This is a genomic window from Pseudomonas sp. MT3, from assembly GCF_054720805.1.
The window spans coordinates 24,837-38,330 of record NZ_JBTVPY010000026.1 but is presented as its reverse complement, the minus strand read 5'-3'; the positions used below and the strand labels follow the sequence as shown (position 1 = coordinate 38,330).

The following is a 13,494-nucleotide window of genomic DNA, read 5'->3' as shown; positions in this document are numbered from 1 at the left end:
AGGACGCCCGCAGTGTAACGAGGCGGCCGGGCGCCGAACCAGTGCGACAACATGCTATCGTCGCGATCCTAGCTCGACTTGCTTCGAACATGCCGCTTCCCCGCCCCCTTCGTCTCACCCTGATCAGCCTGCTCCTGCTGGCCGGCCTGCTGCTGTCGGCGTACTGGGCGGGCGAACAGGCGCGGCACCGCGCATTGCTCGCCGAGGCGCAGGCGGCCGACGAACAGCTCGACCTCTACGCCAACTCCCTGCACACGCTGATCGAACGCTTCCGCAGCATTCCGGCGGTGCTCGCCCTCGATCCCGACCTGCGCCGTGCCCTGCAAGGCCCGGTGACCGGCGAACTGCAGCACCGGCTCAACCTCAAGCTGCAGGAAATCAACGGCGCGGCACGTTCCTCGACCCTGGAACTGCTGGACCACACCGGCCTCGCCGTGGCCGCCAGCAACTGGAACCTGCCGGTCAGCTACGTCGGCCACAACTACGGCTTCCGCCCCTACTTCCGCCAGACCATCGCCCAGGGCGCCGGACGTTTCTACGCGGTCGGCGTGACCAGCGGGATTCCCGGCTACTTCCTGTCCAACGCCCTGCGCGACGACGACGGCCGCTTCCTTGGCGCCATCGTGGTCAAGCTGGAGTTCCCCGACCTGGAGCGGCAGTGGAGCCAGACCCCGGACGTGGTGCTGGTGAGCGACAGCAAGGGCGTGGTGTTCCTCGCCAACCACCCGCGCTGGCGCTACCGCGAACTGCTGCCGCTGGACGCCGTGGCCCGCGCCGAGATGGCCGACACCCGCCAGTACCACAAGCAGCCGCTCAGCGCGCTGCCGCACCGGACGCTGGAAACCCTCGGCGAGCACGCGCGCATGGTCCGCGTCGACGGCCAGGACATCAGCGGCGACTACCTCTGGCAATCGGTCGGGCTGCCGGAAGACGAGTGGACCCTGCACCTGCTGCGCAATCCCCACGGCGTGCAATCCGACGTCACCAGCGCGCGGTTGGCCGCCGCCGGCGCCTGGCTGGCGCTGGTGTTCCTGGTGCTCTGGCTGCAGCAGCGCCGCCGCCTCGCCCGCCTGCGCCAGCGCAACCAGGAAGAACTGGAGCGTCTGGTCGAACAGCGCACCGCCGCCCTGCGCACCGCCCAGGACGGCCTGGTGCAGGCCGCCAAGCTGGCGGCGCTGGGGCAGATGTCCGCCGCGCTGGCCCACGAGATCAACCAGCCGCTCACCGCCCAGCGCATGCAACTGGCCAGCGTGCGCCTGCTGCTCGACGCCGGCCGCCAGGACGACGCCCGCACCGCGCTGCTGCGGGTGGATGAACTGCTGGAGCGCATGGCCGCGCTCACCGGCCACCTGAAGACCTTCGCCCGCAAGACCCCCGGCGGCCTGCGCGAGCGCATCGAACTCGGCCACGTGCTGGATCAGGCGCTACGCCTGCTCGCCGTGCGCATCCGCGATGAGCAGGTAGACATCCTCCAGCGCCTGGACGAACCGGCCTGGATACTGGGCGATGCGATCCGCCTGGAACAGGTGCTGGTCAACCTGCTGCGCAACGCCCTGGATGCGCTGGCGGACACCGAGCAGGCGCAGATCACCCTGAGCCTGCGCCGCGAGGGCGACCACTGGTGCCTGGAGGTGGCCGACAACGGTCCCGGCATCGATGAGGAAAACCTCGCCAGCGTCTTCGACCCCTTCTTCACCACCAAGCCGGTCGGCGAAGGACTGGGGCTCGGGCTGGCGGTATCCTACGGCATCGTCCACGAACTCGGCGGCCGCCTGAGCGCCGCCAACCAGCCCTCCGGCGGCGCGCTGTTCCGCCTGAGCCTGCCCGCCGCCCCCGAAGAAAACCGAGCATGAGCCAGACCATCCTCTTCGTCGACGACGAAGCCGCCATCCGCGACGCCGTGCAGCAATGGCTGCAACTCTCCGGCTTCAACGTACGCCTGTGCGGCAGCGCCGACGAGTGCCTGAAAAACGTGGCGCGCGAGCTGCCCGACGTGATCATCAGCGATGTGCGCATGCCCGGCACCGACGGCCTGGCCCTGCTCGAACGCCTGCAGCAGCTCGACCGCGACCTGCCGGTGATCATGGTCACCGGCCACGGCGACGTGCCGATGGCGGTACAGGCCATGCGCCAGGGCGCCTACGATTTCATCGAAAAGCCCTTCACCCCCGAACGCCTGCTCGACAGCCTGCGCCGCGCCCTGGAAAAGCGCCGGCTGGTGCAGGAGAACCGCCAGTTGCGCGAACAGGCGGCGCTCAAGGACCAGATCGAATCGCGCCTGCTCGGCGTATCGCGGCCGATGGAGTCCCTGCGCCGGCAGATCATGGCGCTGGCCGGCACGCCGGTGAATGTGCTGATCCGCGGCGACACCGGCAGCGGCAAGGAACTGGTCGCGCGCTGCCTGCACGACTTCGGTCCGCGCGCCGGCAAGCCCTTCGTCGCGCTGAACTGCGCGGCGATCCCCGAGCAACTGTTCGAAACCGAGCTGTTCGGCCACGAAAGCGGCGCCTTCACCGGCGCCCAGGGCAAGCGCATCGGCAAGCTGGAGCATTCCAACGGCGGCAGCCTGTTCCTCGACGAGATCGAGAGCATGCCGCTGGCCCAGCAGGTGAAGCTGCTGCGCGTGCTGCAGGAACAGCAACTGGAGCGCCTGGGCTCCAACCAGAGCATCAAGGTCGATTTGCGGGTGATCGCCGCGACCAAGCCGGACCTGCTCGAAGAAGCCCGCGCCGGACGCTTCCGCGAGGACCTGGTGTACCGCCTGAACGTCGCCGAGCTGCGCCTGCCGCCACTGCGCGAACGCCGCGAAGACATCCCGCTGCTGTTCGAACACTACGCGCTACTGGCCAGCGAGAAATTCGCCCGCGAGGCCGCGCCGCTCTCCGCCACCGAACTGGCCCGTCTGCTCGCCCACGACTGGCCGGGCAACGTGCGCGAACTGGCCAACGCCGCCGAACGCCACGTACTGGGCCTGGACCGCGATGACACGCCCGTCGAGCCCGCCGGCAACGGCCTGTTCGAACGCATGGAAGCCTACGAGGCGCAGTGCATCCGCCAGGCGCTGGGCCAGTGCAAGGGCGACATCAAGGCGGTGATGGAACTGCTCGGCCTGCCACGCCGCACCCTCAACGAGAAGATGCAGCGCCACGGGCTGAGCCGTGGGGATTACCTGGGCGAGGACTGAGCCGGCTGCTCGGCGAAGAACCAGCCGGCGCACCAGCGTGCCAGCGGCCAGAGCAGCACCAGCAGCAGGATCGCCGGCGGCAGCAGGTAAAGCGGCAGGCTGCTGGCGTTCAGCGAGCTGTAGGCGGCGAGCGCCACCAGGACCGAAACCAGCACGATCGCTATCGCCCACATCGCCAGCAGCACCAGCGCGCAGGCCAGCACCCGGCCGGCGGCGAAGCGCGAAACCTGCGACGGCAGGCGCGTCCGCACAGCCGTCATGACGATGGCGAAGGGCAATACGCAGCTCGACAGCATGAGCACCGATTGCCAACCATCCGCGCCGCTGTACAGGTAGAGCGCGCCATAGCTGAGCCCGGCGAGCAGCTTGTAGGTCATCGCGGTGAAGCCGAGCGCCACGCCCAGCGACACCTGCCAGGAGGACAGGGCGAGGGTTTGTCCCGGCGCCAACCGCTCGGAGCGCGGGCGTGCGAGACGCAGCACCAGCCAGAGCGGCAACAGGCAACCCAGGGTCAGGTTGATCAGCGAGCTGGCCTGGCCGTAGAGGATCATCCACAGGGTCCGGGTGTCCTGCTCGAAAGCCCACTGGTAGAAGGACACGCTCAGGTAGGACACCGCCGTGCCGACGACCAGGGTGGTGATCAGATAGGCCGCGCCGAAGCCCACCAACAGCCCGGCCAGCGGCTGGAATCGCGCAATGCCGTGGCGCTCACGCTGGTAATGGACCAGCAACAGGACCGCCGCCGAATAGAAGAGCAGCCCGCCAAGCCAGTTGGCCAGCATCGTCGGCAGATACTGCGGCAGGCGCTCGCGGTAATTGCCCAGGTCGCCGATCCACTGCACGGCATTGCTGCCGAAGAACACCAGCGCCGCCGCCACTATCATCGCGGCGACGAACAGCAGAGGCTGGCTGCCGGCCGGCGTCGCAACGGCAGTGGGAGCAGTCAGGGGAGCATGGGGTGTGGCGAAGGGATTATCGGTGGCCATCTCGGCATCCTTGTCGAATCCGGCCGTTGGCGCGGAATACCCAAGCCTATCAGCCCGGCCCACCGATATCTGCCAGGCATAAAAAAAGACCGCTGAAAACAGCGGCCTTGAGACAGACGTCGATTCGGAGCAATCACATATCGGCGTCGGGAAGATTGCCGGCATTGGCCGGGAACAGCAGCCCCGAAGGAAGCGCTGTTGAGTCAAGTATATTGACCTATCAGACAGGAATACAGGCCAATGCCAAGGAAAGACTGTTACAACTTCTGTAATAGACGTATTCCGCAGGCAAAAAAACGCCGCATATCGTATGCGGCGCAAGGCATTGAGAAGTCCGGCTCACGCACCGGGCTTCCCGGGGGAAGTGGCCGATCAGGAATCGGCGTCGCTGTCGGCAGTGGCCTTGGCGGTCTGTTCGGCGGACTGGGCCTGCTGCTGGGCAATCGCTGCTTCGTTGGCCTTGACCATCTTGTCGGTCATCAGGCGCGATTCTTCGGCGAAGCTCAGCTGGGTGAAGGACAGCGAGCAAACGGACAGCAGGGCAGCAATATAAAACGAACGGGACATGACGGTGATCCTTTCTGAACACCCGATTGGTCGGGGTTGGAGAAAGGTTACGGCGCAACAGTCGGGCGAAAAATAGCTAGCTAACCAACAAAGCATTGCCTAAAAAGCAACAATCCGCGCCGATCGTCCGAGAACACCGATATAGAGCGGCTGCGACGATCCGCCACGCCAGCGCCCAACGTCAGAGATGGCCTTATGCCCAGTTGACGGGATCGTTGAGCGCTGCTTCGTCGTCCTGGAAGACCCTGGGCAGCTCCGCCTTGAGGAACTCCACCCAGGTACGGATCTTCGCATCGAGAAAGCGCCGCGACGGGTACAGCGCATAGATCTGCCGCACGTGCAGGCTGTGCCGGGGCAGCACCCGCACCAGCGAACGCTTGCGCAGGGCGGGCGCGGCGACGTAGCTGGGCAGCAGGCAGATGCCCATGCCGGCGGCGGCGGCGCCGGTCAGCGCCTCGGCGACGTTGACCATGAAGGTATCGCGCGGGCGGATCACGCTTTCCTCGTTGCCCTCCTCGAAGGCCCAGCCCTCGGGGAAGGTCGGGTCCTGCAGGCGCAGGCACTGGTGCTGGTGCAGGTCGGCGACGCTGGTCGGGGTGCCGCGCCGCTTGAGGTACTCGGGGCTGGCGCAGAGCACGCTGTAGATGGTGCCCAGGGTCTGGGCGACGAACTCGGAGTCGGGTAGCTCGCGGTCGCGGGTGATCACCACGTCCTGGCCTTCCTCGAGGATGTCCGGCTGGCGCTGGGCCAGGGTCAGCTCGATGTAGACCTCGGGGAAGGACTCGCAGTAGCGCGAGATCAGCGGGATCAGGTGCTGCTGGCCGAGGCCGGTGAGCGAGTGCACGCGCAGGCGGCCGCGCGGATTGAGGTGCGCGCCGCTGGCTTCGGCCTGGGCTTCGTCGACATCGGCGAGGATTTCCCGGCAGCGCAGCAGGTAGCGCTCGCCGGTTTCGGTCAGCGCCAGGCGCCTTGTGGTGCGGTGCAACAGACGTGCTTCGAGCTGGGCTTCGAGGTCGGAGACCACGCGCGAGACCTGGGCTGTGGATAACCCCAGGGCGTTGGCGGCGGCGGTGAAACTGCCGGCATCCACCACCCGGACGAAGGCCCGCATCGCGTGAAGTACGTCCATGATTCCCCCTGCTTATCCATCTTTGTAGGAGGCGACGACAATTGTTGTCCGCGCCGCAAAACTGAATCGCAGTATAGGGTCGTTTTTTACCGATTGTTACCACGTATAGTGCCGGCCAAGTCGCTGCAGCGACGGTGGGCATACCAGGCTCATCGTACGGCCGTCGATACACCAATCGACGGCCCTCTCCCCCGCGCATACCTGGCTGCAGCGGCTGACTTTTTCTCCAGGGGCGGCCATCTGCGGATGGCCGCCCTTTTCGTTTTTGGCCATAGCATCGGAGTCGAGCCGGATTGTAGGAGCGAGCTTGCTCGCGAACCGCCCAGCGTCGGAGCAGCCGGCGATCCCGTTCGCGAGCAAGCTCGCTCCTACGAAAAGCCAATCAGCGCGGCAGCGGATAGAGGCGCTCGTCGAACTGCTCCAGGCGCACGAACTCCAGCGGCTGGTCGCTCTCCAGGTTCTGCAGTCGGTCCTGATACTGGCGCAGGAAGTCCACGCGCGCCTCGTTGCTGATGTAGGGCACGTGCCAGGCGACGAAGGGCGGCAGCACGCTCATGCCGGTGTAGGCCAGGGTGCCACGCAGGATCGGCCGCAGCATGTCTTCCAGCGGGCCGTGGATGGCGCCATCACCGAACATGTGGTCGCGGCCGCCGAGGGTCACGCTGACCAGGGCCTTCTTGCCGGCCAGGCCGCCCTGGTCGTAGAAGCGCTTGCCGCCATAGCAGATGCCCGAGACCAGCACGCGGTCGAACCAGCCCTTGAGGATGGCCGGCGCGGAGAACCAGTAGATCGGGAAGTTGAAGATCACCAGGTCCGCCCAGAGCAGCTTGTCCAGCTCGGCCTGGATGTCGGCGGCGATGGTCCTGGCCTTGGCGCCTTCGCGCTGCTCCAGGGCGTAGACCAGGTAGTCGGGGTTGGCGCGGGCGCCGAAGTCGGCGGCGCTGGCCACCGGGTTCCAGTTCATCGCGTAGAGGTCGGAGACCTGCACTTCGTGGCCCTGGCCGCGCAGGGTTTCCTCGGCGAGCTGGTACAGCGCGGTGCTGAAGGATTGCGGTTCGTTGTGGGCGTGGACGATCAGTACGTTCATGTGGATTCCTGACAATTCGGTGAGCGGAACTGCCCTCACCCCAGCCCTCTCCTGGTGGGAGAGGGGGTCTGTTTAAAGCTGGATGGCCTTGAGCTCGACGAACTCGTGCAAGCCCTGCTCGCCCCATTCGCGGCCGTTGCCGGACTGCTTGTAGCCGCCGAACGGCGCACGGTAGTTGAACGCACCGCCGTTGACGAAGCATTGGCCGGCGCGCATCTGCCGGGCGAGTCGCAGGCCATCTTCGCGGTCGCCCGCCCACACGGCGCTGGACAGGCCGAACGGCGAATCGTTGGCGATGGCGATCGCCTCGGCCTCATCGGCGTAGGGAATCAGACACAGCACCGGGCCGAAGATTTCCTCGCGAGCAATGCGCATCTGGTTGTGCACCCCCGCGAAGATCGTTGGCTGCACATAGTGCCCGCGCTCCAGATGCGCCGGGCGCTCGGCGCCGCCGCAGACCAGTTGCGCGCCCTCCTCCAGGCCGACGCGCAGGTAATCCAGCACGGTGCGGCGCTGGCCGGCCGAGCACATCGGGCCGAGGAAGCTGTCGGCGTCCAGCGGGTCGCCCATCTTCAGCGCCAGGGTTTCCGCGCGGGCGATTTCCACGGCTTCGTCGTAGCGGCTGGCGGGCAGCAGCATGCGGGTCAGCGCGGTGCAGGTCTGTCCGGAGTTGATCATCACGTCCTGCACGCCGTGGCGCACGGCGGCGGCCAGGTCGGCATCGGCGGTAATCAGGAACGGCGACTTGCCGCCCAGCTCCAGGCACACGCGCTTGACCGTCGGCGCGGCGGCCTCGGAGACCTTCACACCCGCCCCGGTGGAGCCGGTGAAGGACACCATGTCCACGTCCGGATGCCGCGCCAGGGCTTCGCCGACCTTGGAGCCGGGGCCGCTGACCAGGTTGAACACGCCGGCCGGCAGGCCGATGGCGTGGACCATGTCGGCCAGCAGGAAGGCATGCAGCGGGGTGTCCTGGCTCGGCTTGACCACCACGGTGCAGCCGGCGGCGAGCGCCGGGGCCAGCTTGCCGATCAACTGGTGCAGCGGGTAGTTCCAGGGGTTGATGAAGGCGCAGACGCCCACCGCTTCCTTCACCACCAGCGAGTTGCCGACCTCGCGCACTTCGTCCATGTGCGCAGCCATCGCGGCGTAGCTTTCCAGGCCCTCGATCGGTCCGTCGACCTGCACCATCCGGCACCACTGGATGGGCATGCCCAGCTCGGCGGTAATCAGCGCGGCCATCTCGTCGGCGCGGCTCTTCAGTTGCTCGGCGAGCGCGCGGATATAACCGGCGCGCACGTGGGAAGGGGTCTGCGACCAGGCCGGGAAGGCCCGGCGGGCGGCGTCCACCGCGCGGTTCACGTCGCCTTCACCGCCCAGCGGCACGCGGCCGACCGTTTCCTCGGTGGCCGGGTTCTGCACCTCGGCCAGGCCCTGCCCCTGCGGTGCCACCCAGGTGCCGTCGATGTAGAGCTGTGTACGCTCACGCATAGCGTTTTTCCTTCAGCAGTTCGGCGGCACACAGGGCGATGCGACGGCAGGCTTCGCGCAGTGGTTCGGCGCCGAGCACCAGGCCGAGGCGGATGTGCCCGGCGGCGCTGGGGCCGAAGGCTTCGCCGGCCAGCACGGAGACGCCGTGGCGATCCAGCAGCAGGTTGGAGAAATCCTGGGCGGAAAGCCCGGTGGCGCGGATATCCACCATCACGAACATGCCGCCGTCCGGGCGCAGGGCACGCACGCCGACGCAATCGGCGAGGCAGTCGATCACCAGGTCGCGACGCTGGCGGTAGGCCTCGCGCATGGCTTCCAGTTCCGGCAGCTTGGCCTCCAGCGCGGTGCAGGCGGCGTCCTGGATGAAGTCCGGCGAGCCGTAGAGCATGCACAGGGCGAGGTTTTCCAGGTGCGCACAGAGTTCCTGCGGGCCGACCACCCAGCCCACGCGCCAGCCGGTCATAGCGTGGGATTTCGACAGGCTGTTGAGGGTCGCGGTGCGCTCGGCCATGCCCGGCAGGCTGGCGGGGCTGATGTGCTCGCCGTCGAACAGCAGCTCGCTGTAGACCTCATCGGAAATCATCCACAGGTCATGGGTTATGCACAGCTCCGCAAGTTTTTCCCAGGTCGCGCGCGGCAGGCTGGCGCCGGACGGGTTGTGCGGGCTGTTGATGGCGATGGCGCGGGTGCGCGGAGTGATCAGCGCGGCGACGTCCTCGGCCTGCACGCGGAAGCCGTGCTCGGAACGCACCGACACCGGGATGACCTTGGCACCGCAGGCACCGAACACCGCTTCGTAGGTGACGTACATCGGCTCGGCGACGATCACCTCGTCACCCGGGTTGAGCACGCACTGCGCCACGGCATACAGCGCGCACTGGGCGCCGGCCAGCACCACCACTTCATCGGCGGTCACGGCCTGGCCGCTGCGCTGGGTGTGGCGGCGGGCGATGGCTTCGCGCAGCGAGCGCTTGCCGCGCACGTCGGCGTAATGGGTGTTGCCGGCCAGCAGGCTGTCGATGGCCGACTGCACGATGGGCACCGGGGTATCGAAATCCGGGTCGCCCACCGACAGCAGCAGGATGTCATCGCCCTGCTCCATGCGCGCCAGGGCGCGGTAGTGGATGTCCCAGGCGGCGGCGCCGTCGCCGGCGATGCGTTGGGTGAAGTCGGAGTAGCGCATGGTTTGCTTCCTTCCAGGCACCGCAGTCCAGGGACTGCGGCGGGTGCAACGGGCCTACTTGGCGCAGGCGTGTTTCAGCTCGATCAGGGTCACGCCCGGATGGGCGAAGCCGGCGCGCAGGTCACGCTCCAGTTCGTCCAGGCTCTGTGGCTCGCGCATCTCGCAGCCGTAGGCGCGGCCCAGCAGGGCGAAGTCCGGGTTGCGCGGCAGGACGCCGATGGGCTCGATGTCCAGGCCGATCATGTCGTCGCGGATCTGCCCCAGCGCATCGTTGTTCCACAGCAGCACCACCAGCGGGCTGTCCAGCTCCTCGCTGGCGGTGGCCAGTTCCTGCGCGGTGTAGAGGAAGCCGCCGTCGCCGACCAGCACCAGGCCGGGGCGCTCCGGCGCGCCGAACTTGGCACCGATGCCGGCAGGCACGCCGTAGCCGAGGGTGCCGTAGCCGGTGGGGTGCAGCCAGCCGCGCGGCGCCTTGCTCGGGTACAGGTAGTTGGCGGTGTAGGCCAGCTGGGTCATGTCGCTGGCGATGAAGGCGTTGTCCGGCAGGGCCTTGGCGATGCGCTCCAGGATCGACTTGTGGATCAGTTGCAGCGGCGCGTGGCCGCCGTCGATCTGCGCACGCAGCTCGGCGATGCGCGACTGCGCCTTGGCGGCGTCACGGGTAGCACTCGGCAGCGCGGCGAGCAGCGCTTCGGCGGTGGCCTTGGAGTCGCCCAGCAGCGCCACGGCGCTCGGGTAGAAGTCGTTGAACTTGCGCGAATCGACGTCGACGCGGATCACCTCGCCGGTGACCGGCAGGCGGTCGCGCCAGAAGTCGGTGTCGGCCATTTCGGTGCCGATGGCCAGGACCACGTCGGCCTCGGCGATCATGTCCCAACCGGCCTGGGTGCACAGGGTGGCGCCGGCGGACAGCGGCGCTTCCGGAGCCAGCAGGCCCTTGCCGGCGACGCTGGTGAACAGCGGCGCGGCCAGGCGCTCGCTGAGCGCGGCCAGGGCGTCGGCGGCGTGCAGCGCGCCGCCGCCGGCGATGATCATCGGACGCTGGGCGGCCTTGAGTTTATCCACAGCCTGCTGGAGCGCATCGGCGCTGGGCCGGCCACGGCCGGCGCGGCGTACGACTTCGTGGGTCCAGTCGCGGGCGATGGGCGCGGCGAGCACGTCCAGCGGCACGGAGATGTGCACCGGGCGCGGACGCTCGCTGTCGAACACGGCGTAGGCGCGGGCGATCAGTTCGGGCAAATCCTCCGGGCTCAAGGCGACAGCCGAGAACGCGGTGATCGGCGCGGTCATGGCGCGCTGGTCCTGGGTCTCGTGCAGGCAGCCCCAGCCCTTGCCCAGGCTGGCGGTGTGGTTGACGCTGGAAATCACCAGCATCGGGATCGAGTCGGCGTAGGCCTGGCCGATGGCGGTGGCGGCGTTGGTCACGCCGGGGCCGGTGATGATGAAGGCCACGCCCGGCTTGCCGCTGACGCGCGCATAGCCGTCGGCCATGAAGCCGGCGCCCTGTTCGTGACGGGTCAGCACGTGGCGGATGCCGCTGCCGGGCAGGCCACGGTAGAGCTCCAGGGTGTGCACACCGGGAATGCCGAACACGGTGTCGACGCCGTAGTTGGCCAGCAGGCGGACCAGGGCCTGGCCGCCGGTGAGGTTCTTGTTCTCTTGCATGAGGTTGCTCCCCAAGGCTATGGCAGGACCTTGTAGGAGCGAGCTTGCTCGCGAACCAGACCCCGCAGCGGGGGTTCGTTCGCGAGCAAGCTCGCTCCTACAGGCATGACGAAATCATTCGGCGGTACGGATCAGCGCATCCACCGCCACGGCGCCTTCGGCGTCCGCCAGCAGCGGGTTCACGTCCAGCTCCAGCAGGCTGTCCACGTGCTCGCAGGCGTAGTCGGCGACGGCGCGGATGGCTTCCACCAGGGCGTCCAGCTTCACCGCCGGGCGGCCGCGGAAGCCGGTGAGCAGCGGCGCGCTGCGCAGGCTCAGCAGGGCATCGCGGATGGCCGCGTCGGTGGTCGGCAGCAGCAGGCTGCGGCTGTCCTTGAGCAGCTCGACGAGGATGCCGCCGGCGCCCAGCACCAGCGCCAGGCCGAAGCCGTTCTCGCGCTTGATGCCGACGATCAGCTCGGCCAGCGGCGGGTTGGCCATGCGCTCCAGCAGCACCTGGTCGAAGGGCACACCCGGCGCGTGGCGGGCGATGTTCTCGCGCATGTCGAACAGCGCGGCTTCCAGCGCCGCCTCGTTGCGCAGGTTGAGCGCCACGCCGCCGGCCTCGGTCTTGTGCGGCAGCTGCGCACTGACCACTTTCAGCGCCAGCGGGAAGCCGACGTCGGCGGCCGCTTCGCGGGCCTGGGTCGGGGTGCTCAGCGCGGCGCGTGGCAGCGGCAGGCCGAAGGGTCTCAGCGCCTGCTTGGAATTCCATTCGTCCAGCAGCCGGCCTTCGCCGTCGATGGCCTGCGGGCAGAGAGGCACCAGCGCGGCCTCGCCACGGGCCAGCAGCGCATCGCGACACTGGCGGTAATGGGCGATCCGGCCCCAGGCGGCGAGGCCGTCTTCCACACCTTGCAGCGCGGCGACGCCGTGGGAGTGCAGCAGTTCGCGGGCATGCTTGGGCAGCAGTTCCGGCAGCGCGGAGGCGATGAAGCCGACCTTGCCGTGGCGCTCCAGTGCAGCGCAGTACAGCTCCAGCAGCAGGTCGCACTGCGGGCGCTCGCCGGTCTCTTCACCGGGGTAATCCAGCACCAGCAGGGCGGCATCGGCATCGGTCTGCAGCGCGCTGTCGAGCATGCGCTGCAGTGCCGGGCCGTCGCCCCAGATGGCGGTGGTGAAGTCCAGCGGGTTGGCGATATTGGCGTAGTCCGGCAGCACCTCGGCCAGTTCGGCGCGCTGCGCATCGACCAGCTTCGGCAGGCTCAGGCCGTTGCGCTCGGCGTAGTCGGCAATCAGCCCGGCGTCGCCGCCGGAGCAGGCCAGCGCGGCCAGCGACGGACCGGCCGGCAGGTTGCCGCAGGCGGCCGCCTTGAGGGTTTCGATAAAGCTCACCGGGCCACTGACGCGGATCACCCCGAGGCGGTCGAACAGCGCGTCGTACAGCGCGTCGGAGCCGGCCAGGGAGCTGGTGTGGCTGAGCGCGAGTTCCGCGCCGATCTCGGAAACGCCGGTCTTCAGCGCGATCACCGGGATGCCTTTCTGCAGCGCCTTGAAGGCCGCGCGGGCGAAGCCGGGGACGTTCTTCAAACCTTCCAGGTGCAGGCCGAGGGCGGTGACGCGCGGCTCGTCGAGCAGCACGTCCATCAGTTCGGCCACGCCCAGTTGCGCCTGGTTGCCCACCGAGGCCATGTAGGCGATGGGCAGCGAGCGGTCGCTCATGGACAGGTTGTAGGCGAAGTTGCCGCTCTGGGTCAGCACCGCCACGCCCTTCTCCACCAGGTGTCCGCCGTGGGCCACCGGCCACAGCGCGGAGCCGTGCAGGTAGTCGAGCAGGCCGTAGCAGTTCGGGCCGAGCAACGCCATATCGCCGGCGCTGGCGAGCAGGCGGCGCTGCAGGGCTTCGCCCTCGGCGCCAGTCTCGGCGAAGCCGGACGCGTAGCAGATGGCGCCGCCGGCGTCCCTGGCAGCCAGTTCGGCGACGGCCTGCAGGGTCAGGTCACGGTTGGTGGCGACGAACACCGCATCCGGCCCTTCGGGCAGCTCGGCAATACTGCGTACGCAGGGCACGCCTTCGAGTTCGTCGTATTGCGGGTTGACCAGCCACATCGCACCCGGGAAGCCGCCTTCGGCGCAGCGCTTGAGCGCGCGCGCCATGCTGCGACCGCCAATGAAGGCCAGGTTCCGGGGCGCCAGCAGGCGCTGGAGGTTTTCGCGTTTCAT

The 13,494-nt window shown here is 68.3% G+C and carries 10 protein-coding genes; 2 read left to right on the top strand and 8 right to left on the bottom strand.

The genetic code is table 11. The features are described from left to right. Positions 1–89 precede the first annotated feature (89 nt). Both ACYCAX_RS22410 and ACYCAX_RS22405 read left to right on the top strand, forming a co-directional pair. On the top strand, positions 90–1,853 hold the full coding sequence (locus tag ACYCAX_RS22410) for a sensor histidine kinase (RefSeq protein ID WP_015479690.1): 1,764 nt from the start codon (positions 90–92) through the stop codon (positions 1,851–1,853). Further along, entirely contained in the window at positions 1,850–3,184 is a 1,335-nt protein-coding gene (locus tag ACYCAX_RS22405) for a sigma-54-dependent transcriptional regulator (RefSeq protein ID WP_015479691.1), read from the top strand. Before ACYCAX_RS22410 ends, ACYCAX_RS22405 begins: the two co-directional genes overlap by 4 nt. On the opposite strand, the gene ACYCAX_RS22400 is transcribed toward ACYCAX_RS22405, so the two are convergent. From ACYCAX_RS22400 to ACYCAX_RS22365, 8 genes are all read right to left on the bottom strand, one after another. Then, complete coding sequence (locus ACYCAX_RS22400; protein ID WP_460248868.1) at positions 3,166–4,170, bottom strand: hypothetical protein; 1,005 nt, start codon at positions 4,168–4,170, stop codon at positions 3,166–3,168. The genes ACYCAX_RS22405 and ACYCAX_RS22400 overlap by 19 nt on opposite strands. A 372-nt stretch (positions 4,171–4,542) precedes the next feature. Then, a complete protein-coding gene (locus ACYCAX_RS22395; protein ID WP_015479693.1) occupies positions 4,543–4,737 on the bottom strand; it encodes a hypothetical protein in 195 nt (64 codons plus the stop codon). Between the two features lie 193 nt (positions 4,738–4,930). After that, on the bottom strand, positions 4,931–5,866 hold the full coding sequence (locus tag ACYCAX_RS22390) for a LysR family transcriptional regulator (RefSeq protein WP_015479694.1): 936 nt from the start codon (positions 5,864–5,866) through the stop codon (positions 4,931–4,933). A 382-nt stretch (positions 5,867–6,248) separates the two neighbouring features. After that, complete coding sequence (locus tag ACYCAX_RS22385; RefSeq protein WP_294971076.1) at positions 6,249–6,953, bottom strand: NAD(P)H-dependent oxidoreductase; 705 nt, start codon at positions 6,951–6,953, stop codon at positions 6,249–6,251. A 72-nt stretch (positions 6,954–7,025) separates the two neighbouring features. Continuing rightward, positions 7,026–8,444 (bottom strand): aldehyde dehydrogenase family protein, encoded by a 1,419-nt coding sequence (locus ACYCAX_RS22380; RefSeq protein ID WP_294971073.1) that lies wholly within the window; start codon positions 8,442–8,444, stop codon positions 7,026–7,028. Then, a complete protein-coding gene (locus ACYCAX_RS22375) occupies positions 8,437–9,627 on the bottom strand; it encodes a pyridoxal phosphate-dependent aminotransferase (protein WP_460248867.1) in 1,191 nt (396 codons plus the stop codon). The genes ACYCAX_RS22380 and ACYCAX_RS22375 overlap by 8 nt, the downstream gene beginning before the upstream one ends. 54 nt (positions 9,628–9,681) lie before the next feature. Next, positions 9,682–11,292 carry a 5-guanidino-2-oxopentanoate decarboxylase gene (locus ACYCAX_RS22370; RefSeq protein WP_460248865.1) on the bottom strand — a complete coding sequence of 537 codons (1,611 nt, stop codon included), beginning with the start codon at positions 11,290–11,292 and terminating at the stop codon, positions 9,682–9,684. 114 nt (positions 11,293–11,406) lie between these two features. Further along, complete coding sequence (locus ACYCAX_RS22365) at positions 11,407–13,494, bottom strand: acetate--CoA ligase family protein (protein ID WP_460248863.1); 2,088 nt, start codon at positions 13,492–13,494, stop codon at positions 11,407–11,409.

What these genes read in the sequence shown, in the direction of transcription:
- ACYCAX_RS22405 (WP_015479691.1), top strand. Translation starts at nt 1,850, where the DNA reads ATGAGCCAGACCATCCTCTTCGTCGACGACGAAGCCGCCATCCGCGAC.
- ACYCAX_RS22375 (WP_460248867.1), bottom strand. Translation starts at nt 9,627, where the DNA reads ATGCGCTACTCCGACTTCACCCAACGCATCGCCGGCGACGGCGCCGCC.
- ACYCAX_RS22390 (WP_015479694.1), bottom strand. Translation starts at nt 5,866, where the DNA reads ATGGACGTACTTCACGCGATGCGGGCCTTCGTCCGGGTGGTGGATGCC.
- ACYCAX_RS22395 (WP_015479693.1), bottom strand. Translation starts at nt 4,737, where the DNA reads ATGTCCCGTTCGTTTTATATTGCTGCCCTGCTGTCCGTTTGCTCGCTG.
- ACYCAX_RS22385 (WP_294971076.1), bottom strand. Translation starts at nt 6,953, where the DNA reads ATGAACGTACTGATCGTCCACGCCCACAACGAACCGCAATCCTTCAGC.
- ACYCAX_RS22400 (WP_460248868.1), bottom strand. Translation starts at nt 4,170, where the DNA reads ATGGCCACCGATAATCCCTTCGCCACACCCCATGCTCCCCTGACTGCT.
- ACYCAX_RS22380 (WP_294971073.1), bottom strand. Translation starts at nt 8,444, where the DNA reads ATGCGTGAGCGTACACAGCTCTACATCGACGGCACCTGGGTGGCACCG.
- ACYCAX_RS22410 (WP_015479690.1), top strand. Translation starts at nt 90, where the DNA reads ATGCCGCTTCCCCGCCCCCTTCGTCTCACCCTGATCAGCCTGCTCCTG.
- ACYCAX_RS22370 (WP_460248865.1), bottom strand. Translation starts at nt 11,292, where the DNA reads ATGCAAGAGAACAAGAACCTCACCGGCGGCCAGGCCCTGGTCCGCCTG.
- ACYCAX_RS22365 (WP_460248863.1), bottom strand. Translation starts at nt 13,494, where the DNA reads ATGAAACGCGAAAACCTCCAGCGCCTGCTGGCGCCCCGGAACCTGGCC.